At 53.2% G+C, this 22,235-nt stretch carries 19 protein-coding genes; 10 read left to right on the top strand and 9 right to left on the bottom strand.

Going from position 1 to position 22,235, the window contains the following annotated elements; translation table 11 throughout:
• Positions 1-2: 2 nt before the first annotated feature.
• Complete coding sequence (locus WM46_RS17930) at positions 3-911, bottom strand: LysR family transcriptional regulator (protein WP_102602943.1); 909 nt, start codon at positions 909-911, stop codon at positions 3-5.
• A gap of 466 nt (positions 912-1,377) precedes the next feature.
• On the opposite strand from WM46_RS17930, the gene WM46_RS17935 reads away from it, so the two are divergent.
• From WM46_RS17935 to WM46_RS17960, 6 genes are all read left to right on the top strand, one after another.
• Positions 1,378-2,616 (top strand): CitMHS family transporter, encoded by a 1,239-nt coding sequence (locus WM46_RS17935; protein WP_262360503.1) that lies wholly within the window; start codon positions 1,378-1,380, stop codon positions 2,614-2,616.
• Entirely contained in the window at positions 2,613-3,953 is a 1,341-nt protein-coding gene (locus WM46_RS17940; RefSeq protein ID WP_102602944.1) for an acyclic terpene utilization AtuA family protein, read from the top strand. The genes WM46_RS17935 and WM46_RS17940 overlap by 4 nt, the downstream gene beginning before the upstream one ends.
• The gene (locus WM46_RS17945; protein WP_102602945.1) at positions 3,953-4,252 is read left to right on the top strand and encodes a hypothetical protein; all 300 of its coding nucleotides are present in this window, start codon (positions 3,953-3,955) and stop codon (positions 4,250-4,252) included. Before WM46_RS17940 ends, WM46_RS17945 begins: the two co-directional genes overlap by 1 nt.
• 90 nt (positions 4,253-4,342) lie before the next feature.
• Positions 4,343-4,999 carry an acetate CoA-transferase subunit alpha gene (atoD, locus tag WM46_RS17950; protein WP_102602946.1) on the top strand — a complete coding sequence of 219 codons (657 nt, stop codon included), beginning with the start codon at positions 4,343-4,345 and terminating at the stop codon, positions 4,997-4,999.
• Positions 4,999-5,658: a 3-oxoacid CoA-transferase subunit B gene (locus tag WM46_RS17955; protein ID WP_102602947.1), complete on the top strand. Its 660-nt coding sequence runs from the start codon at positions 4,999-5,001 to the stop codon at positions 5,656-5,658. The genes atoD and WM46_RS17955 overlap by 1 nt, the downstream gene beginning before the upstream one ends.
• A complete protein-coding gene (locus WM46_RS17960) occupies positions 5,655-6,833 on the top strand; it encodes an acetyl-CoA C-acetyltransferase (protein WP_102602948.1) in 1,179 nt (392 codons plus the stop codon). Before WM46_RS17955 ends, WM46_RS17960 begins: the two co-directional genes overlap by 4 nt.
• A 45-nt stretch (positions 6,834-6,878) precedes the next feature.
• Here the strand turns inward: WM46_RS17960 and WM46_RS17965 are convergent, their stop codons facing one another.
• The 3 genes from WM46_RS17965 to glpE all read right to left on the bottom strand — a co-directional run bounded on the left by WM46_RS17965 (position 6,879) and on the right by glpE (position 8,890).
• Positions 6,879-7,637: a DeoR/GlpR family transcriptional regulator gene (locus tag WM46_RS17965; RefSeq protein WP_061076068.1), complete on the bottom strand. Its 759-nt coding sequence runs from the start codon at positions 7,635-7,637 to the stop codon at positions 6,879-6,881.
• Positions 7,638-7,652: 15 nt separating this feature from the next.
• Positions 7,653-8,483 carry a rhomboid family intramembrane serine protease GlpG gene (glpG, locus tag WM46_RS17970; protein ID WP_061076067.1) on the bottom strand — a complete coding sequence of 277 codons (831 nt, stop codon included), beginning with the start codon at positions 8,481-8,483 and terminating at the stop codon, positions 7,653-7,655.
• A 74-nt stretch (positions 8,484-8,557) separates the two neighbouring features.
• Positions 8,558-8,890 carry a thiosulfate sulfurtransferase GlpE gene (glpE, locus tag WM46_RS17975; RefSeq protein ID WP_102602949.1) on the bottom strand — a complete coding sequence of 111 codons (333 nt, stop codon included), beginning with the start codon at positions 8,888-8,890 and terminating at the stop codon, positions 8,558-8,560.
• A 199-nt stretch (positions 8,891-9,089) separates the two neighbouring features.
• Between glpE and glpD the strand changes: the two genes are divergently transcribed.
• Positions 9,090-10,598: a glycerol-3-phosphate dehydrogenase gene (glpD, locus tag WM46_RS17980; RefSeq protein WP_102602950.1), complete on the top strand. Its 1,509-nt coding sequence runs from the start codon at positions 9,090-9,092 to the stop codon at positions 10,596-10,598.
• 47 nt (positions 10,599-10,645) lie between these two features.
• Here the strand turns inward: glpD and WM46_RS17985 are convergent, their stop codons facing one another.
• On the bottom strand, positions 10,646-11,755 hold the full coding sequence (locus tag WM46_RS17985; RefSeq protein ID WP_102602951.1) for a glycerol dehydrogenase: 1,110 nt from the start codon (positions 11,753-11,755) through the stop codon (positions 10,646-10,648).
• 337 nt (positions 11,756-12,092) lie between these two features.
• Between WM46_RS17985 and WM46_RS17990 the strand changes: the two genes are divergently transcribed.
• Genes WM46_RS17990 through WM46_RS18000 form a run of 3 tightly spaced genes read left to right on the top strand, consistent with a single transcriptional unit; the run spans position 12,093 to position 16,095 of the window.
• Positions 12,093-13,424 carry an MFS transporter gene (locus WM46_RS17990; protein ID WP_102602952.1) on the top strand — a complete coding sequence of 444 codons (1,332 nt, stop codon included), beginning with the start codon at positions 12,093-12,095 and terminating at the stop codon, positions 13,422-13,424.
• Entirely contained in the window at positions 13,421-15,136 is a 1,716-nt protein-coding gene (gene ilvD, locus WM46_RS17995) for a dihydroxy-acid dehydratase (protein WP_102602953.1), read from the top strand. The genes WM46_RS17990 and ilvD overlap by 4 nt, the downstream gene beginning before the upstream one ends.
• A 53-nt stretch (positions 15,137-15,189) precedes the next feature.
• Positions 15,190-16,095, top strand: a complete 906-nt coding sequence (locus WM46_RS18000; RefSeq protein ID WP_061077962.1) for a dihydrodipicolinate synthase family protein — start codon at positions 15,190-15,192, stop codon at positions 16,093-16,095.
• Between the two features lie 49 nt (positions 16,096-16,144).
• Here the strand turns inward: WM46_RS18000 and WM46_RS18005 are convergent, their stop codons facing one another.
• The 4 genes from WM46_RS18005 to glgC all read right to left on the bottom strand — a co-directional run bounded on the left by WM46_RS18005 (position 16,145) and on the right by glgC (position 22,224).
• The gene (locus WM46_RS18005; protein WP_061076062.1) at positions 16,145-16,900 is read right to left on the bottom strand and encodes an IclR family transcriptional regulator; all 756 of its coding nucleotides are present in this window, start codon (positions 16,898-16,900) and stop codon (positions 16,145-16,147) included.
• A gap of 128 nt (positions 16,901-17,028) precedes the next feature.
• The gene (gene glgP, locus WM46_RS18010) at positions 17,029-19,476 is read right to left on the bottom strand and encodes a glycogen phosphorylase (RefSeq protein WP_061076061.1); all 2,448 of its coding nucleotides are present in this window, start codon (positions 19,474-19,476) and stop codon (positions 17,029-17,031) included.
• Positions 19,477-19,495: 19 nt separating this feature from the next.
• Positions 19,496-20,929 carry a glycogen synthase GlgA gene (gene glgA, locus WM46_RS18015; RefSeq protein WP_061076060.1) on the bottom strand — a complete coding sequence of 478 codons (1,434 nt, stop codon included), beginning with the start codon at positions 20,927-20,929 and terminating at the stop codon, positions 19,496-19,498.
• Positions 20,930-20,931: 2 nt separating this feature from the next.
• Positions 20,932-22,224 carry a glucose-1-phosphate adenylyltransferase gene (gene glgC / locus WM46_RS18020; RefSeq protein WP_061076059.1) on the bottom strand — a complete coding sequence of 431 codons (1,293 nt, stop codon included), beginning with the start codon at positions 22,222-22,224 and terminating at the stop codon, positions 20,932-20,934.
• Positions 22,225-22,235: the final 11 nt, after the last annotated feature.

The following is a 22,235-nucleotide window of genomic DNA, read 5'->3' on the forward strand; positions in this document are numbered from 1 at the left end:
CATCAGGTATGTTCTGACGCAAACTGGTGCGCCTGGCAGGTAATGAATTCCGCAAATGACGCGACGCCAGGCGCGAGATGCCGCCCCTTCGGCGTCACCAGATAGATTGCCCGCTCCAGCGCCAAATCTTCAAACGGTAAAATCACGATATCTTTATGGTTAAACTGGAACAGGGTTAATCCGGTCGTAATGCTGATCCCGTAGTTGGCGGCAATCAGGCCCATCATCGTGGTGAGTTGGCGCACTTCCAGTTGATAATCAAAGCTCATGGCCAGATTTTCGCAGAGCTTATCGGTGTACTGCCGAATGCTGGTGCCGACGCTGAAACCAATAAAGGGATAATCGCAAACCTGACTGAGCGATACCGAAGATTGTTGTGCCAGAGGATGTTCGCGATGGCAGAGCAGATAAAATTTATCCGAGAACAATAACGTTGAATCAAACGTGGTCAGCGAGGGTTGCCCGGCGGTTAATGCCATATCCGCCTGACCATCCAGCAATGCTTTTAAACAACGATCCCACTGAGTGTCGATCAGTTTCACATTACTTTGCGGCACTCTCTTACTGTATTTCACCAGTATTTCAGGTAGCCACTCCACCGCCAGCGAAGGCAACACCGCCAGGGTGATATCGTTGTTATTACCCGCCACCCGGTCTTTGATTTCACCCACAGCATCATCATGACTCTGTACAATATTGCGCGCCAGATCGAGAAAATGAATGCCATCCGCATTCAACAACACGCGCCGCGTATCCCTGTCGAATAGCCGGTAGCCAATTTCCTCTTCCAGTGATGCAATCAGGGTACTAAACGCGGGCTGAGAAAGGTTAAACCGACGGGCCGCCTGAGTAAAACTATCAGCCTCACTTAATATTAAAAATGCCCTGAGTTGCTTAATCGAAAGATTCATTTCACACTCCTGCCATCGAAATCACTAATTATTTTATCGGTTTTTAAAATGAATAAAAGGCAGATAATTTCTTTTTATGACCAACCCCACATTAACCGCATTTTAATTTCGATGAACTGCCCTGCCACCACTAAAGTCATTTAAGAAGAACATACTCGATATACAGAATAACATATTGTTTATAATTGCATTTTTATATTCAAGCAAATTAACTATAGCGTTATTCTTATTTCAAATAATCGTACTAACTTTTACGACAAATGACTTCATCGGATTTACAAATTAGTACTACCAGGCACACTGTGATAAAAATTAATGCACTGATAAAGCCTATAACCCTCTGCACATAATTAACATTATATTTACTTTCAACCTTCGAAGCAGATAAATTTATAAAAATATTAAGGAGAAACACATGCTGGCGCTAATAGGTGTGCTTACCATAGCCACCTTATTATTTTTTATCATGTCTAAAAGGATGTCACCTCTGGTTGCTCTGATCGTCATTCCGGTGATTGGCGCGCTGGCCGCAGGTTGCGGAGCAGATACCGCAAAATATGTGGTCGAAGGCATCACAAAACTGGCCCCAATGGCGGCAATGTTTGTCTTTGCGATCGCTTTTTTTGGCGTCGTGACGGATGCCGGGATGTTTGACCCTATTGTGCGCGGTATTTTGCGCTTCGTAGGGACCAATCCGGTTAAAATCATCATCGGCACGGGCCTTCTGGCGCTTATCGCCCACCTTGACGGTAATGGCGCGGTGACTTTCTTAATCACCGTCCCCACCATGCTGCCGCTGTTCAATCGCCTCGGCATGGACAAACGGATCCTGCTTGGCATTGTTGCGCTCAGCGCCGGGGTCAATTTTTTACCCTGGACCGGGCCAATGATTCGCGCCTCTGCCGCATTGAACGTCACCACCCATGACCTCTTTATTCCGTTAATTCCAGCACAGCTCGCAGGCCTGACCTTTATGGTCATCATGGGCTGGTACTGGGGTAAACGCGAAGAGAAACGCCTTGGCGCAGCCCACTTTGCTGCAGCCGCAGGCGATTTTTCGCATCATAAGGAACTGACCGAGCAGGAAAAAGTCCTGCGTCGCCCGCATCTTTTCTGGGTGAATATCGCACTGGTTATTGCCGTGATCGGCACGATGGTGTTCACCCGCATCTCCCCCACAGTGGCCTTCATGATCGCCCTGACGCTGGCGCTGATGATCAACTACCCAAATGTTGAAATGCAGAAAGAACGGATCAACGCCCACGCAAAAGCGGCGCTGATGATGGCCAGTATCCTGTTCGCGGCGGGGGCATTTACCGGAATCATGGGCGGCGCTGGCATCCCATATTCCGTTCATTGTCGGACTGATCTCGATGCCGTTGTCGTTGATTTTCGATCCAGACTCTTACTACTTCGGCATCATGCCTGTCGTTGCGCATACCGTGGACATTATGGGTATCCCTGCCATTCAGGTTGCTCAGGCATCAGTGCTAGGTCAGATGACTACCGGCTTCCCGGTCAGTCCACTGACTCCCGCGACCTTCTTGTTGGTCAGTCTTGCCGGTGTCGACCTCGCGGATCACCAAAAATTCTCCATCCCGGTCCTGTGGGCAGCCAGCGTCATTATGACCTTTGCCGCCGCCCTCACCGGCGTCTTCCCGATTTAACAGCACATTTCTTGTTAAGAATTAAGGAAATAAAATGAAAACCATTCGAATTGGTTCCGGAGCAGGCTACGCAGGCGACCGCATTGAGCCTGCGGTTGAACTGGCCGAAAAAGGGGAACTGGATTACCTGGTGTTTGAATGTCTGGCAGAGCGCACTATCGCCATTGGACAAAAACAGAAGCAGCAGGATCCGAACAAAGGCTATAACGAACTGCTCGAAGCGCGGATGCGCGCGGTGTTACCGATCTGTCACGCCAAAAGTGTGCGGATCATCTCTAACATGGGTTCCGCCAACCCGCTCGCAGCCGGAAAAGCGGTACTGAAAATTGCCCAGGAGCTGGGTTTGCATGGTCTTAAAGTCGCGGTGGTCACGGGCGATGAAGTGTTGTCGCTCATACAATCAATGGACCTGACGCTGGACGAAGCCGGCGTCCCTGTTTCTCGCTTTGAAAAAACCTTACTTTCCGCGAACGCGTATTTAGGCACGACGGGGTTACTGGAAGCGCTTGATTCCGATGCAGATGTGGTGATTGCCGGACGCGTCGCCGACCCGTCTCTCTTTCTTGCACCCATGATGCATGAGTTCAACTGGGCCGCTGATGACTGGCATCACCTGGGCATGGGGACCTGTATCGGCCATCTTCTGGAGTGCGCCGGACAAATCACCGGCGGATATTACGCCGATCCTGGGGTGAAAGATGTTCCTCATCTGGCACACCTCGGTTTCCCGCTGGCAGAAGTCAGTGAAGATGGCAGCGCCACCATCACCAAAGTGGCCGGCTCTGGCGGACAAGTCACCGAAGACACCTGCAAAGAGCAACTGCTGTACGAGATCCACCGGCCGGATCGTTATCTCACTCCTGACGTCGTCGCTGACTTTAGCCATGTGCGTTTCAGCCAATGCGGTCCGGATGCGGTATGGGTTACTGGCGCGACAGGCGCACCACGTACCGAAACGCTGAAGGTCTCCGTCGGTTATCAGGACGGTTTTATCGGTGAAGGTGAAATTTCCTACGCCGGTCCGGGCGCGGTAAATCGCGGTCGTCTCGCCCTCGACATCGTGCGTGAGCGCTTCGCGATTTGCCACGTTAACGCACAGGAAACACGTTACGACCTCATTGGCGTCAATGCGCTGCATGGTGAAACGCGCGGTCAGTACAGCGATCCCTATGAAGTGCGCGCCCGTGTTGCTGCCCGCTGTGCCACCCGTGCGCAGGCGGTTACCGTCGGCAACGAAGTGGAAACGCTTTATACCAATGGCCCTGCGGGCGGCGGTGGTGTCATGAAATCGGTAAAAGAAATACTGGCCATGGACTCCACCCTCATTCCGCGTCAATGCGTTCAACACCACGTTACCGTACTGGAGAATAAATAATGAAATTACGTGAAATAGCCCATTCCCGTACCGGAGATAAAGGAAATATTTCCAATATTTCATTAATTGCCTGGCGTGCGGAAGATTATGTCGCGCTGGCAGAACAGGTCACCGCCGAAAAAGTCAAAGCCTGGTTTGGCGATATCGTACAGGGCGAGGTGATTCGCTATGAATTACCGGAACTCGGCGCCCTGAATTTCGTGATGCATAAAGCTCTGGGCGGTGGCGTCACTCGCTCACTGGCACTGGATATGCACGGCAAAGGGCTGAGTTCCGCGTTGCTGGATATGCCCATTTAATTCTTTTCGGACACGAACATCCTCAATCTTCGGCGGGGTTTCATAACTCCGCCAAGGGATCCTTGTCCTCAAAACAGCAAGAACACCATTATGCAAAACAAAAGAATAACGGCGGAGAAATTCCGCGAATTATTACATGACGGCATGAGCATTATGTTTGGCGGCTTCATGGGCGTCGGGACGCCGGAATATCTGGTGGCAGAAATTATGCGCTCGGGTGTGAAAGCGTTAACGCTCATCGGCAATGACACCGCTTTTATCGATAAAGGCATTGGTCCGCTGATTTCTAATGGTCAGGTCAAAAAAGTGATCGCCTCTCATATTGGCACCAACCCGGAAACCGGTAAGAAGATGATTTCCGGCGAGCTCGATGTTCAGTTAGTGCCGCAAGGGACGCTCGCCGAGCAGATCCGTGCTGGCGGCGCCGGACTGGGGGGATTCCTCACGCAAACCGGGCTGGGCACGGTGGTGGAAGAAAATAAACAGACCCTGCTGGTCAACGGTGAAAAATGGCTGCTGAAACAACCTCTGCGCGCGGATCTCGCTATTCTTCTCGCCAGTCACGCCGATGAGGCTGGCAATCTCACCTATGACCTGACGGCCCGAAACTTCAACCCGGTAATGGCGCTGGCCGCCGATGTGGTCGTGGCTGAAACCCGCGACATCGGCGCGCTGGGAAGCATTCCTCCCGTGCACGTCATCACCCCTGGTGCGTTGGTGGATTATCTGTTTGTGGAGGCTCGGTGATGAATGCAAAAGAACGTATTGCCCGCCGCGTGGCGCAGGAATTACACGATGGCGATGTCGTCAATCTGGGCATTGGCCTGCCAACGCAGGTCGCGAACTACCTGGCCGAAGATATTCAGGTCACGTTGCAGTCAGAAAATGGTTTTCTTGGCCTCGGTCCTCTGGACGAGGTAAATGCCTGCCTCGTCAATGCAGGCGGTCAGCCTTGCGGCATGATCCCGGGGGCGGCGATGTTCGACAGTTGCTTCTCTTTCGCCCTTATTCGCGGGGGACATGTTGATGTCTGTGTGCTCGGCGGTTTGCAGGTCGATGAACGCGGAAACCTCGCCAACTGGATGGTGCCTGGCAAAATGGTGCCCGGTATGGGCGGGGCGATGGACCTCGTGGCAGGGGCGAAAAAAGTCATTATTGCGATGGAGCACTGCGCAAAAAATGGCGAGCCGAAGCTATTGCACCAGTGCAATTACCCCTTAACGGCGGTCGGCAAGGTCAGCAAAGTCATCACCGAACTCGCCGTATTTAGCTTTGTGAACGGAGAAATGATCCTCGATGAAATCAGCGACACCATCACGCTTGATGAACTTCGTGCGCGCACGGAAGCGAACTTCCGTCTTAGTACACACCTGAAAACATTGCAACCTGCGGGGGCTCTGGCATGAACGACTCGATTGTGATTGTGAGTGCGAAACGCACCCCTATCGGTAAATTTTCCGGCAGCCTGGCTGACATCCCGGCGGTAATGTTGGGCGCGACCAGCGTCCGGGCAAACCTGCTGGACCTTCCGTCAGATATGAACATTGACGAAGTGATCCTCGGCAACGTGTTACAGGCCGGATTAGGGCAAAACCCGGCTCATCAGGTGACGCATCATGCGGGCCTGGCGGAGAGCGTTCCGTCATTCACGGTCAATAAAGTTTGCGGTTCCGGCCTGAAAACCGTCGCGCTGGGCGCGCAGTCCATTCTGAGTGGTGATAACCAGACCTGCATTGTCGGCGGGATGGAAAACATGAGCGCCGCCCCCTACCTGCTGGCCCGCGCGCGTCAGGGATATCGTATGGGCAACGGTGAGCTGACTGACGTGATGATCCACGACGGACTCTGGTGCGCCTTCAATGATTATCACATGGGGGTCACGGCAGAAAACATTGCCAAACGCTATCACTTAAGTCGCGAAGAGCAGGACCAGGTGGCGCTGGCATCGCAACAAAAAGCACTCGCTGCAATTAATGCCGGTTATTTCAGACAGGAAATCGTACCGGTGACCCTGAAGCGTAAAAAAGAGGTCTGCCTGTTTGATACCGATGAGTTTCCACGTCCGCAGACCGATGCCGGTTCGCTGGCGAAACTGCGTCCGGCCTTTGAAAGTACGGGTACAGTAACTGCAGGTAATGCCTCCGGCATCAATGACGCGGCGGCGACGCTGGTCCTGATGTCCGAACGCGCTGCGCGTGCGCGTGGGATTACGCCGTTGGCGCGCCTGAAAAGTTGGGCTTCGGCTGGGGTTGACGCCAGTATGATGGGACTCGGGCCGATCCCGGCGACAAAACGGGCGCTGGAAAAAGCCAAAATGACCGTCAGCGATCTGGATTTAATCGAAGCCAACGAAGCCTTTGCCGCACAGTATCTTGCAGTTGCTCGCGAACTCGACTTCCCGGAAGAGAAAGTGAACGTCAACGGCGGCGCGATCGCGCTGGGGCATCCTATCGGCGCAAGCGGCGCACGGATTCTGGTAACGCTGGTTCACGCGTTGCAGCAGCGCAATAAAAACACCGGGCTGGCAACGCTGTGCATCGGCGGTGGTCAGGGGATCGCGGTGATTGTTGAACGTCTGTGAGCCTGTCGTCTGCATGTCCCCGGCACGCCGGGGACGGCAGTACGTTTAGCACAGTTCCAGTTGAATATGGTTATCGGTAATCACCTGGAGTACGCCCGCCGGCGGCAGAACGTCGGTATATACCGCATCCACCAGGCTGATACTGCCCATATTCACCATCGCATTACGGCCAAACTTCGAATGATCCACCACTAACATAACGTGGCGGGAATTCTCGATAATCGCGCGCTTGGTGCGCACCTCATGATAGTCGAACTCCAGCAGCGAGCCGTCGCTGTCGATGCCGCTGATCCCCAGAATGCCGAAATCCAGACGGAACTGGGAAATAAAGTCGAGCGTCGCTTCGCCAATGATGCCGCCGTCACGGCTGCGAAGTTCGCCGCCCGCGAGAATAATGCGAAAATCTTCTTTTACCATCAGCGTGTTCGCCACGTTGAGGTTGTTGGTCACGATACGCAAATTGCTGTGGCTGAGCAGCGCGTGCGCCACGGCCTCTGGCGTGGTCCCGATATCAATAAACAGCGTTGAACCGTTGGGGATCTGCGTGGCGACCTTGCGCGCAATGCGCTCTTTTTCCGCCGTCTGCGTGGCTTTACGGTCGTGCCACGGCGTGTTGACCGAACTGGACGGCAGCGCCGCGCCGCCGTGATGGCGCAGAATCATGTTTTGATCGGCCAGGTCGTTGAGATCCCGGCGAATCGTTTGTGGGCTGACGGAGAAATGCTCCACCAACTCTTCAGTACTGACGTATCCCTGTTTTTTTACCAGCTCAATGATTGCATCATGTCGTTGTGTTTGTTTCATTGTTATTCCCTGGAACTATGTTCGTTTTCGCGCATTTATCGTATCCGCGAACGCCATTGCCAACCCAACTGCCAGCCCGGCGATATGTGCGCCATTGGCCATTGACATCCCAAACAAATCAAACCATCCGGCGACGATCCAAATCAGCGCGAAAATAATCAGCCCCCGCTGCAGGTAGATCCCGCTTTGCGGATCGCGCTCGCCACGCAGCCAGACGTAACCCATCAGCGCATAAACGACGCCGGAAAGCCCGCCGAACCACGGGCCGCTAAACTTATGCTGTACATATCCGCTCAGCAGGGCGCTGATGACCGTAATCACAATCAGTTTGCCGCTGCCTAAACGTTTTTCAACCGCACCGCCAAGATACCACCACCACAGCAGGTTGAAGAGGATATGCATCAGCGAAAAGTGCATGAAGGCGTGAGTGAAGTAGCGCCAGACGTCAAACTGTAATGACGGGTCAAACGGCCAGGCCAGCCACACCATCACGGTTTGATCGCCAACGATATTCATGACGATAAACACCAGAATGCAGGCCGCCATAATCAGCCAGGTGACCGGGCCGGCACGCTCACGCAGTGTGGCAATAAACGGGAAGCGGCGATAATGAAGTCCACTGCCGGTATGACCGGACTGCCAGCTGGCCGCGAGATAGCGCGGATCGCCGGGATTCTCCAGAAAACGCGCCAGCTCCGCATGCACACGTTCGGCCTGCGTTTCATCCGCCAGCCAGACATCGCTTTGATGATGTTGTTGAATGGTCAGGATAACGCCCTGCGTCGCCATGTAATCAACAAAGGCCTGCGCCACGCGGGGGTTAGCAAAAGAGGTAATCATCAACATTGTTGCTGTCGCTTAATCCATACAAAAGAGGACAGTATATATACCCTTCTTATTTCAAGCTGCATCTTTGTTGGCTACAAAGACGAACCGTATGTCACTTCTGCAGGGAAATGGCGATGCCAGGCGTCAAATCCGCCGTCTACGCTGTAGACCGCGTCATAGCCTTGCTGGAGCAAATATTGCGCCGCGCCTTTGCTGCTGTTGCCGTGGTAGCACATGACCATAACCGCCGTATCGAAATCATGATCGCGCATAAACGAGCCCAGCGTGTCGTTCGTCAGGTGAAATGCCTGGGGAGCATGACCCATCGCAAAACTTTGTGGATCGCGGATATCCACCAGTACCGCCGCGCCCTGATGCAGCTTCTGGTGCGCTTCTTCAACATTAATACATTCAAACTGATCCATACATTCTCTTCTTTATATCGTGCAGGTGAAACGTTTTCGGCATTTTACCCGTTAGTGTACGTCCCCATGGGAGTGAAACGCCATAATGTTATATGTATCACTGTAAATTGTTTATTCGATGTTACCAATGACACGTTTCTTTGCTATTATGCTCGATAACGAACATTTATGAGCTATAACGAAAGTGCAAGAGGGCAGCATGGAAACCAAAGATCTGATTGTGATAGGGGGAGGCATCAACGGTGCCGGTATCGCGGCAGATGCCGCTGGACGCGGTTTATCCGTGCTGATGCTGGAAGCGCAAGATCTTGCGTGTGCGACCTCCTCTGCCAGTTCTAAACTCATCCACGGTGGCTTGCGCTACCTGGAACACTACGAATTCCGGCTGGTGAGCGAAGCGCTGGCTGAACGCGAAGTGCTGCTGAAAATGGCACCGCATATCGCTTTCCCGATGCGCTTTCGTCTGCCGCATCGCCCGCACCTGCGTCCGGCATGGATGATTCGCATTGGTCTGTTTATGTACGATCATTTGGGCAAACGCACCAGCCTGCCGGGTTCTGCCGGTTTGCGTTTTGGCGCAGAGTCTGTACTGAAACCGGAAATTGTGCGCGGTTTCGAATATTCCGATTGCTGGGTAGACGATGCGCGTCTGGTACTGGCCAATGCCCAGATGGTGGTGCGTAAAGGGGGGGAAGTGCTAACCCGTACTCGCGCAACCTCTGCGCGTCGCGAAAACGGTCTGTGGATCGTCGAAGCCGAAGATATCGATACCGGTAAGACATTCACCTGGCAGGCGCGTGGGCTGGTCAACGCCACGGGTCCGTGGGTAAAAGAATTTTTCGACGAAGGCATGCATCTGCCTTCGCCATACGGTATTCGCCTGATCAAAGGCAGCCACATCGTGGTGCCGCGCGTCCATACCCAGAAACAGGCTTATATCCTGCAAAACGAAGATAAACGCATTGTGTTTGTTATTCCGTGGATGGATGAATTCTCAATCATCGGCACCACCGACGTCGAATACAAAGGCGACCCAAAAGCGGTAAAAATCGACGAAAGCGAAATCAATTACCTGCTGAAAGTGTACAACGCGCACTTCAAGAAACAGCTTGGTCGCAACGATATCGTCTGGACCTATTCTGGTGTGCGTCCGCTGTGTGACGACGAGTCGGATTCACCGCAGGCCATCACCCGCGATTACACGCTGGATATTCATGATGAAAACGGTAAAGCGCCGCTGCTTTCTGTCTTCGGCGGTAAGTTAACCACCTACCGTAAGCTCGCCGAGCACGCGATGGAGAAACTGTCGTCGTACTATCAGGGCATTGGCCCGGCATGGACCAAAGACTGCGTGCTGCCAGGCGGTGAAATCGGTGGCGATCGCGAAGACTACGCGGCGAAACTGCGCCGTCGCTATCCGTTCCTGACAGAATCGCTGGCGCGCCACTATTCGCGCACCTACGGCAGCAACACGGAGTGGATTCTGGGTGAAGCCACGACGATCGCTGACCTGGGCGAAGACTTCGGCCATGAATTCTACGAAGCAGAGCTGAAATATCTGGTGGACCACGAATGGGTTCGCCGCGCGGACGATGCGCTATGGCGTCGTACGAAAGAAGGCATGTGGCTCAACGCCGAACAGCAGTCCCGCATGACCCAGTGGCTGGCGGAGTACGTCGAGAAACATCAGCTTTCACTGGCGTCTTAAATAATATTACGCCCGATAGACACGCGCTACCGGGCGTTTTATTACTTTCAGAGTGACTTCATTTTCCGTTTCCGCGCTTGTCCAAGCGCATCTGCAGTTCGTAATGCAGCAAGTACCGCTTCAGGCGTAATTTCGCAGGGTTCATTATGCATCGTTTCTCCCACCTGACAGGCTGCCTGTGCCACTGCCAGTAGCTCATTATCGTTGACGTCAGCCAGACCAATATCTGCCAGCGTTATCGGTAGCCCCACGTCCTCACAGAACTGATAGACCTCTTCGACAAGTTCAGGCGCCCTGTCGGTTAACACCAGCATTGCCAACGTACCAAAGGCCACTTTTTCACCGTGCCAGTACTGATGTGTTGCGGGAAGTACGGTTAAACCATTATGAATAGCATGCGCTGCCGCCAGCCCTCCACTTTCAAAACCGAGCCCGGATAACAGCGTATTGGCTTCAATCACATGTTCCAGCGCTGGCGTAACCTGGTGCTGCTCACAGGCCAGCTTTGCCATACGACCGTAGCGAATCAATGTGTTGTAACAGAAACGGGCCAGCTCAAAAGCCGTCATAGGGCCTGGACGGGATGTCATATTCCCGGCCCCTTTTATCCGACAATCCTCGGCTTCAAACCATGTCGCCAACGCATCCCCCATTCCGGAGATTAAGAAACGCACTGGCGCGGCGGCAATAATGGCGCTGTCCACCAACACCAACGTGGGATTACGGGGGATCATCAGATAGCGTTTGAATTGACCTTCCTGTGTATAGATGACGACTAATGAGCTGCAGGGGGCATCTGTTGAGGCAAGCGTGGGAACGACGGCAATAGGAAGACGCAAGCTTGCCCCTGTCGCTTTGGCGGTGTCTAACGTTTTTCCACCGCCCATACCCACAATAACATCCGCCCCGACTTGCTGCGCACGCGCAGAAATTCTGGCGATCTCTTCATCACTGCATTCGCTATTGAAAACCTCAATTTCAAAATCAAGCACGCCGTGAAGTGCCGACGCGAGCGTATCCTGATATCTCTCGTAAACCACAGGATCTTGTAAAATAAGCGCTTTATGCCCTAAAGAGGCGAGTTCCTGAGGCAGATGCGTTGTCAATGCGCCCTTTCCCTGAACATAGCGAGACGGAAATATTGCCGTTGTGACCATTCAAATTCTCCTTACCAGTAAAGTTCAATATACAGAACATAGATTCTATATGGGGAATTTATTGCAAGATCCTCGACGTACACAACTCACAAATCAGTAGAAAGCGTCATACTGTGAAGAGTGACACACTTTTGATGCTTCCCCGGAAAACTGGCCTGCTTTTAGCAAGGAAACGTGATTCTGCGGTTTTTGCAGCAGGATATGAAGCAAATCACAAAACATAACCTTGCTGACAATATGGAATTGACGCTCAAAATTTATCCCCTCATAGTATTTGTATACAGAACAATAGTTCTATATACAGAACAAGTTACCTCTACTATTAAGGGATGCACTAATGAGCATTGAACTCGATAAACCGACTACGCGAGGACGCTGGCTACATATCATTCCAGCCACCATCCTCGTTTATATCGTGGCTTACATGGACAGGACGAACATCGCGATTGGGATTGCGGGAGGGATGGAAGAAGACCTGGGGATGACCGCCTCGTTTGCTGGTCTGGTCGCCGGTATTTTCTTTATTGGTTATATCTTTTTGCAAATCCCCGGTGGTCAAATTGCAGAACGATTCAGCGCCAAGAAATTAATCGCCTGGACCATCGTCGCATGGGGCGGCTTCGCGCTGCTGACCGGTTTTGTCCAGACACCAACCCAGTTGCTGATTATCCGCTTTATCCTTGGCGTCGCGGAGGGTGCGGTCTATCCCGCTATCCTCGCGCTGATTGGTCACTGGTTTCCCAATGAAGAGCGCGCAAGAGCGATTGCCTATTTCCAGATGAACCTTGCCGTGGCCTCAATCATCACCGGGCCGCTTTCCGGCTGGCTGATCGAAACCTATGGCTGGCGAGAAATGTTCATCATCGAAGGCTTACTTTCTCTCGGCCTGCTGTTCGTCTGGTTGCCTTTGGTTTCTGACCATCCTCACCAGGCCAAATGGCTGGATCCTAAAGAGCGCGCCTGGATCGAACAAAAACTGCAGGCCGATCGCGCACTGACGATCGGGGGTGAGACAAACAGCATCCGCAATGTTCTGCGCAGCATTAACTTATGGAAGCTGATCGGGATCTATTTCTTCGTGCAGGTCGGTTTCTACGGCTTCGCGCTCTGGATGCCAAACCTGATTAAACACCTGACCGGCAGCGGAATGACTATCGTCGGCTTGCTGACGGCGGCACCGTACATTTTGTGCATCGTCGGTCAGTACTACATTGCCAAATGGTGCGACAAAACCATGAATCGCCGCCTCTACACGGCAATTCCGTTGCTGGGCTTTGCCGCCTGTCTCGCACTCTCCCTGCTGTTGAAAGATAACGTCTGGCTGGCATACGGCATGATGGTCATCTGCGGCTTCTTCCTGCAAGCCTATGCGGGGCCGTTCTGGACATTACCGCCATTACTCTTCGCTCCCAACGTGCTGGGCGGCGTACGCGGCACCATCAACGCATTAGGCAACATCGGCGGCTTTATTGGCCCTTATCTGGTGGGCTTGTTAACCGTCACGTTCTCACAAACGGCGGGGATGACGGTGCTGGTAGCCGCACTCCTCATCGCCGTCGCGCTGCTGTTCAGTTTACCTTCGGTTACTGCCCGTCCTGCAGGCAGTAGCCACTCTCATCATGCATCGGCGCCTGAGACGTCGCTCAAACAAGAAGGAATCGCCAAATGAGTCAGAAATGCCAACACGCCCGTGACCTGTGGTCACAACTGGACGCCCTGCGTCTGGGGATGAATTACACCAAAGAAGATGTCAATAAACTGCAGGTTCTGGTGGATGATTGCTACGGCGAAAGTCATCCCGGCAGCTTTCATCTTAATCATCTGGGTGATGAAGCCGTCTTAGGCATTCACGAAAGCGGCGGTCGTGCCGTTCGTCACCACGTGACCGATATTTGTGATGGCTGGGGTCAGGGTCATGACGGGATGAACTATATCTTAGCCTCCCGCGAGGCTATCGCGAACATGGTCGAAATTCATGCCTCCGTCGTGCCATACGATGCCGGTATCTTGATCTCCAGTTGTGATAAATCGATCCCGGCGCATCTGATCGCCGCTGCACGCCTGAATCTACCGATGCTGCATATCCCCGGCGGCTCTATGCGTCCGGCGCCGAATATGAGCACGTCCGATCTCGGTGGCATTACCGCCAAACTCAAGAAAGGCGAGATCGGCATCCAGCAGGTGGAGGCCATGCAGCAGTGCGGTTGTCCGACGGCAGGCGCTTGCCAGTTTATGGGCACCGCCAGCACGATGCAGTGCATGTCTGAAGCGCTGGGCCTTGCCTTACCGGGAAGCGCGTTACTGCCCTCCACACTGGCGGAAATTCGTCGCATCGCTCGGAGCGCCGGTCATCAGGCGCTATATCTGGCAGAGAAAAATATCACGACGCATAAGATTCTCACGCCTGCCGCGTTTGAAAACGCCATTAAGGTCCATGCCGCCATCGGCGGCAGTACCAATGCCATGATCCATCTCCCGGCAATCGCCCATGAGCTGGGTTGGGAACTGAAACCTGAACTGTTTGACCAGATAAACAATGAGATCCCTTACCTCACCAATATTCAACCCAGTGGTCAGTATGTGACAGAAATGATGTGGTTCGCGGGCGGCGTGCCGATGGTGCAATGGTATCTCCGCGACTATCTGGATCTGGATGTCCTGACGGTGACTGGCCGGACGCTGGGTGAAAACCTGGAGATGCTCCATCAGTCCGGTTTCTTTACCCGCAACCACGGTTATCTGAGTAATTACCGGGTCAGTTCGGAAGAGGTGATTCGTAAACCAGAAAACGCCACCAAGAAAGGGTCGATTGCCGTGTTAAAAGGCAATATCGCACCAGAAGGCGCAGTCATTAAATATGCCGCCTGCGCGCCAGATATGCACCACCATATCGGCCCTGCGCGCGTCTTCAATTCGGAAGAGGATGCCCAGCAAGCCATTATTCATAACCACATCGAACCGGGTGATGTCATTTTTATCCGCTACGAAGGGGCTAAAGGATCGGGAGCACCGGAAATGCTCATGACCACAGACGCAATTGTTTACGACAAACGTCTTGATGGCAAAGTCGCCCTGATTACCGATGGTCGTTTCTCCGGCGCGACCAGCGGCCCTTGTGTCGGCCATGTTTCACCGGAAGCCGCTGATGGCGGTCCCATTGCGCTTGTCGAAGATGGCGACCTCATCGAAATGGACGTCAAAGGGCGCAAGCTCAACATTGTTGGCATTCACGGGGAGTACAAAACAGAAGAAGAAATTCAGCACTGTCTTGAACGCCGTCGGACAAACTGGACAAAACCGGATTATTCAAACCGACGCGGCGTCTTTAAGCAATTTACGACCAACGCAACCTCATTAATGGCGGGAGCCTGGATTAAATAACGTCCCTGGTGGGCGGCATTATCGCCAGCCCACCTGCTTTTAAGGATAAACTCATTATGCAAACAGAAAAATTCAACGGTGTCTTTCCGCCTGTTCCGACCATTGTTAATGCCCAGGGGAAATTAGATAAGAAAGGGATGGCGACCTTACTTGACCATCTTATTGCGAACGAGGTTAACGGTGTATTATTGCTTGGCAGCGGCGGTGAGTTCTGCCATATGACAAAAGAGCAGCGTCTGGAAGCCGCTGAATTTTGCGTTCAACATATCAATCATCGAATTCCCGTGCTGTTAGGGATCAGCAGTACCAGCACGCAAGACGTCATTGATTACGGTCGACATGCTGACAGTCTGGAAGTCGATGCCGTACTGGTCCTCAATCCTTATTATGCGCGGCTGACCGATGATTATATTTATCACCATTTCAAAACTGTCGCCGAAAGTATCAAAACACCGGTTATTCTCTATAACTTTCCGGCGCTTACCGGCCAGGATCTCAGCATTGATTTAATTACCCGGCTGGCACATGACATTCCCAATATCATCGGTATAAAAGATACCGTGGATAACATTAGCCATATTCGCGAAATCATCAATACTGTACGACCGGTTCGCCCTGACTTTGTTATTTTCTCGGGTTACGATGAATATATGATGGACACGTTGATCATGGGGGGAAATGGCGGTATCCCTGCGACCGCTAACTTTGCTCCGCAGTTAACCTGTGGAATTTATCGTGCCTGGTGCGAAAAAGAGTATGAGACGCTGTTTCGCCTGCAACGCCGACTGTCTGCGTTATCAACCATTTACAGTCTGGATACGCCTTTCTTCGGGATCATCAAAAAAGCCATCCAACTCAGCGGCATTGATATCCCGGTTGAGGTTATGCCGCCAGTGCAACCGGCAAGCGAGGCGCATATCGCCAGCCTGAAAAAGGTTTTACAGCGCGCCGGGTTGTAACCCTCATCAGCGGGCTTAGCGCCCGCCTTTTCTTTGTGCAGCGAAAAGACTAGCGCAACATCGACGACAGACGACGACTGGCATCCATCATCTGCATGGCAAGCGCTTCTCGTTTATCATCCGGGATCTGGAACGCAACGCCCGACACGCTCAAGGCCGCCACTACCTTCCCTTCGGCATTAAATATGGGCACAGCGATGCAACGGACGCCTAAAGAATCTTCTTCGTTATCATAGCCCCAGCCGCGCTGACGGATCCCGGCCAATTCCTGCTTCAGGATATTCACATCGGTAATCGTCGTTTCGGTATAGCGCGTCAGAACCTGATCGGGCGGCAGCAGCTCATCCAGCTCTTCCGGATTAAGCCAGGCAATCAGCACTTTCCCCAGACCCGAACTATGCAGCGAAAGGCGCTTGCCCTCCCAACTGCGGATCACAATTGCCTGTGGGCTTTCCAGCTTGAGAAGATAAATAGGAGAGTCTCCTTCAAGCACGCCAAGATGACAGGTTAAACCCGTCGCATTGCGAATTTCTTCCAGGACGGGCAGCGCTATTTTTTTAATATCGTACTGTTCTGCGGCTTTATTCCCTAATTCGTAGAGACGTAGCCCCAGATAATATTTGTCTTTTTCCTGACGCAATAAGCCATGCGCAACCATGCCCGTCAGTAAAGAGGAGGTACTGCTTTTTGCGATTCCCGAATTTTGATGAATTTGCGTGAACGTCGCGCCATCGCATTCCATCAGATAAGCGAAGACGCGCATAATTTTGTCGAGGGCGGGAATCGATGTTGTGATTTTTTTCATAACTTTATCAATTAATTATAATTAATTCCTCGGACACTATACACCAGCAGACGGTTGTTATTCCATATCAATGCACAATCACCGCGCACAAAAAAGGAGCCCGAAGGCTCCTTTTTTAACATGACGACTTACAACCGCACCGGATCAATATGCCAGATGTGGTCAGCATACTCCTTGATGGTCCTGTCAGAGGAGAAGTAGCCCATGTTGGCGATATTGAGCATCGCTTTGGCGGTCCACTCTTCCGGACGGCCATACAACTCATCCACCTTGTCCTGACAATCGACATAGCTGCGATAGTCCGCCAGCACCTGATAGTGATCGCCGAAGTTGATCAGTGAATCCACCAGATCACGATAACGCCCAGGCTCTTCCGGACTGAACATGCCGCTGCCGATTTGTGTCAGCACCTGATGCAGTTCCTCATCTTTATCGTAATATTCACGCGGTTTATAGCCCTGCCTGCGCAGTTCTTCGACCTCTTCCGCCGTGTTACCAAAAATAAAGATGTTCTCTTCGCCAACGTGTTCCAGCATCTCCACGTTCGCCCCGTCCAGCGTACCGATAGTCAACGCGCCGTTGAGTGCGAACTTCATGTTACTGGTGCCGGAGGCTTCCGTCCCTGCCAGCGAAATCTGCTCAGACAGATCCGCCGCCGGAATGATCAGCTGCGCCAGGCTCACGCTGTAGTTGGGGATAAACACGATCTTCAGCTTATCGCCAATCTGCGGATCGTTATTGATAACCTTCGCAACGTCATTAATCAAGTGAATGATGTGCTTCGCCATGTAATAGGCCGATGCGGCCTTACCGGCAAAAATATTCACCCGCGGTACCCACTGCGCATCCGGATTGGCCTTGATGCGGTTGTAGCGCGTAATCACGTGCAGCACATTCATTAACTGACGCTTGTACTCATGAATGCGCTTGATCTGGACATCAAACAGCGCTTTCGGATTCACCACCACATTGAGTTGCTGCGCGATATAGTTTGCCAGCCGCTTTTTGTTTTCCAGCTTCGCCTGACGTACCGCATGATTGACCAGCGGGAAATCGCAGTGCTGTTCGAGTTCATGCAGTTGGCTCAGATCGGTACGCCATGTGCGACCAATATTCTCATCCAGAACACCGGAAAGCGACGGGTTCGCCAGCGCCAACCAGCGACGCGGCGTCACACCATTCGTCACGTTGCAGAAACGGGTCGGGAAAATGGTCGCAAAATCCGCGAACAGCGACTGAACCATCAGGTTAGAGTGCAATTCGGAAACGCCATTCACCTTATGACTCACGACGACCGCCAGCCACGCCATACGTACGCGGCGACCGTTGGACTCGTCAATGATCGACGCGCGTCCCAGCAGACCGGTATCGTTCGGATACTGCTCCTGCAACGTTTTCAGGAAGTAGTCGTTAATTTCAAAGATGATCTGCAGGTGGCGCGGCAGGATTTTACCCAGCATATCCACCGGCCAGGTTTCCAGCGCTTCGCTCATCAGCGTGTGGTTCGTGTAGGAAAAGACCTGGCAGCACACTTCAAACGCGTCGTCCCAAGTGAACTGATGTTCATCGATCAGCAGGCGCATCAGCTCCGGGATCGACAGCACCGGGTGCGTGTCATTCAGGTGAATGGCAATCTTATCCGCGAGGTTGTCGTAGGTTTTGTGCAACTGATAGTGACGGCTCAGGATATCCTGCACCGTCGAGGAGACCAGGAAATACTCCTGACGCAGACGCAGTTCGCGCCCGGAGTAGGTGGAGTCATCCGGATACAGCACGCGCGACACGTTCTCGGAGTGGTTTTTATCTTCCACGGCGGCGAAGTAATCGCCCTGATTGAATTTACCGAGGTTGATTTCGCTGCTGGCCTGCGCATTCCACAAACGCAGCGTATTGGTGGCGTCAGTATCATAACCGGGGATAATCTGATCGTACGCAACCGCGAGGATCTCTTCGGTTTCAATCCAGCGCGTTTTCTTGCCTTCCTGCTGAATACGCCCGCCAAAACGGACTTTGTAACGCGTGTTATGGCGTTTAAATTCCCACGGGTTACCGTATTCCAGCCAGTAATCGGGAGACTCTTTCTGTCGCCCATCGACGATGTTCTGCTTGAACATCCCGTAGTCGTAGCGGATACCATAGCCGCGCCCCGGCAGCCCTAAGGTTGCCAGTGAATCCAGGAAACAGGCAGCCAGCCGCCCGAGACCGCCGTTACCGAGACCTGGGTCGTTTTCTTCATCGATGAGTTCTTCAAGATCTAAGCCCATCGCCTCCAGCGCGCCCTGGACATCGTCGTAAATCCCCAACGATAACAGCGCATTGGAAAGGGTACGTCCAATCAGAAACTCCATCGACAGGTAATAAACCTGGCGGGTTTCCTGTGACAGTTGGGCACGGTTAGAACGCAGCCAGCGCTCCACAAGACGATCGCGCACCGCAAACAGCGTCGCGTTCAGCCATTCATGCTTATTGGCAATAACCGGGTCTTTACCAATCGTGAACATCAGCTTGTAAGCGATAGAGTGCTTAAGCGCTTCTACACTCAGCGTCGGCGATGCATAGGTAAATGGAGCATTCATAATGATGATTCCTGAATATCTATTTCAAGCGATAGTAAAGCTCGCGGTATGACTTCGCCGCGACTTGCCAGCTAAAATCCATCGCCATCGCTTGCCGTTGCACAAACCGCCAGAGCGAAGGTCGAGACCACAGCACGAAAGCGCGCCGGATAGCCCGCAGCAGGGACCAGGCGTTGCTGTCCTCAAACACAAACCCGCTGGCGATGCCATCGGCAAGGTTTTCCAGCGAACTGTCGGACACCGTATCTGCCAGTCCACCGGTACGTCGTACCAGCGGCAGCGTGCCGTACTTCAGCCCGTAGAGCTGCGTTAATCCACACGGCTCAAAGCGGCTCGGCACCAGAATGACGTCCGCGCCGCCCATGATGCGGTGCGAAAACGCTTCGTGATAGCCAATCTGCACGCCGACCTGGCCGGGATATTCGGCGGCGGCGGCAAGAAAGCCTTCCTGCAACACCGGATCGCCCGCCCCCAGCAGCGCCAGTTGTCCACCCTGCTCCAGCAGACCCGGCAGCGCCTCCAGCACCAGGTCCAGCCCTTTCTGGCTGGTCAGGCGACTGACGACGGCAAACAGCGGAACCTTATCATTCACCTTCAGTCCCATCGCGATCTGCAACTGGCGCTTGTTTTCCGCCTTCTCTTCCAGCGAATCACGCGTATAGCGCGACGCCAGCAACAGATCCGTCTCCGGGCTCCAGATTTTCTCATCCACCCCATTCAGAACACCAGAAAGACGCCCTTCACGATGGCGCTGTTGCAGCAGCCCTTCCATACCGTAGGCAAACTGCGGCTCGGTGATCTCCCGCGCGTAGGTTGGGCTGACCGCCGTGATATGGTCGGCGTAGTACAGACCGGCCTTCAGGAATGAAATCTGACCGTTAAACTCCAGACCATGCATGTTAAAGAACGACCATGGCAGTTGGATGTCATTCATGTGTTGTGCATAAAACATGCCCTGATACGCCAGGTTGTGCACAGTAAACACCGATTTCGCCGGACGTCCGCGCGCGGCCAGATACGCAGGCGCCAGGCCAGCATGCCAGTCGTGCGCATGCACCACATCCGGGCGCCAGAATGGATCAAGCCCACAGGCCATTTCACATCCTACCCATCCCAGCAGTGCAAAACGCAGCACGTTATCGGTGTAGGCAAACAGGTTCGTATCGTGATACGGACTCCCTGGACGATCGTAGAGATGCGGGGCATCAATCAGGTAAATCCCCACACCGTTGTAATGACCAAACAGCAGGCTAATCCTGCCCGCGAACGTGTCGCGGCGGGTGACCACTTGCGCATCCGTGATGCCTCGACGAATGTCGGGAAACGCGGGCAGCAGAACGCGGGCATCCACACCATCCGCGATTTGCGCTGCCGGCAACGCGCCAATCACATCTGCCAGCCCCCCTGTTTTCAACAGGGGAAACATCTCCGAACATACATGTAAAACCTGCATTCTCACTCCTGTTTGACCTGCAGTTTGCGCAGCATTTCGCGCGTCACCAGCACAATGCCTTCCTCAGAACGGTAGAAGCGACGGGCATCTTCTTCCGCATTTTCGCCAATCACCATGCCTTCAGGGATAACGCAGGCGCGATCGATAATGCAGCGGCGCAAGCGACATGAGCGGCCAACCCAGACTTCAGGTAACAACACTGCCGAATCAATATTACAGAATGAATTCACCCGCACGCGCGGGAACAGAACGGACTGCACCACCACTGAACCCGAAATAATACAACCGCCGGAAACCAGCGAGTTCAGCGTCATGCCGTGACTACCCGAACGGTCCTGCACAAATTTCGCTGGCGGCAACGATTCCATGTGGGTGCGAATCGGCCAGTTCTGATCGTACATATCCAGCTCCGGAGTCACGGATGCCAGATCGAGGTTCGCTTTCCAGTACGCTTCCAGCGTTCCGACATCACGCCAGTACGGCTCAGACTCTGGATCCGACTGAACGCAGGACAACGGGAAGGGATGTGCATAAGCCATGCCAGCTTTGGTGACTGTCGGAATGATATCTTTGCCGAAGTCATGACTTGAGCCGTCGTCGCCGTCATCCTTTTCCAGCAACTCATAGAGGTAATCGGCATCAAAAATGTAGATCCCCATGCTGGCGAGGGATTTTGTGGCATCGCCTGGCATCGCGGGTGGGTTCGCCGGTTTTTCAACGAACTCAATGATCTTCTCGTTTTCATCGACCGCCATCACGCCAAACGCGCTGGCCTCTTCGATAGGCACCGGCATACAGGCCACGGTGCAGCGCGCGCCTTTCTCGACGTGGTCGATCAGCATGCGCGAATAATCTTGCTTATAGATATGGTCACCCGCCAGGATCACCACATATTCCGCTTTATAGCGACGGATGATATCGAGGTTTTGCGTCACCGCGTCTGCCGTGCCGCGATACCAGTTTTCGCCCTGCATTCTTTGCTGGGCAGGCAGCAAATCGACGAACTCGTTCATCTCCTCGCTGAAGAATGACCAACCACGCTGAATATGCTGTACCAGAGTGTGAGACTGATATTGCGTGATGACGCCAATACGGCGGATCCCGGAGTTAATACAGTTGGATAACGCAAAATCGATAATACGAAACTTACCACCAAAGTGAACGGCCGGTTTTGCACGTTTGTTGGTTAAATCCTTCAGACGAGTGCCTCGTCCTCCCGCCAGAATCAGGGCAACCGATTTCAACGGCAACTGGCGCGCCAACATTAAACGGTCATTCTTATCTAAACTCACCATGACTAACTCCT

The organism is Citrobacter freundii complex sp. CFNIH2, assembly GCF_002880615.1.
Taxonomy (GTDB): domain Bacteria; phylum Pseudomonadota; class Gammaproteobacteria; order Enterobacterales; family Enterobacteriaceae; genus Citrobacter_A; species Citrobacter_A amalonaticus_F.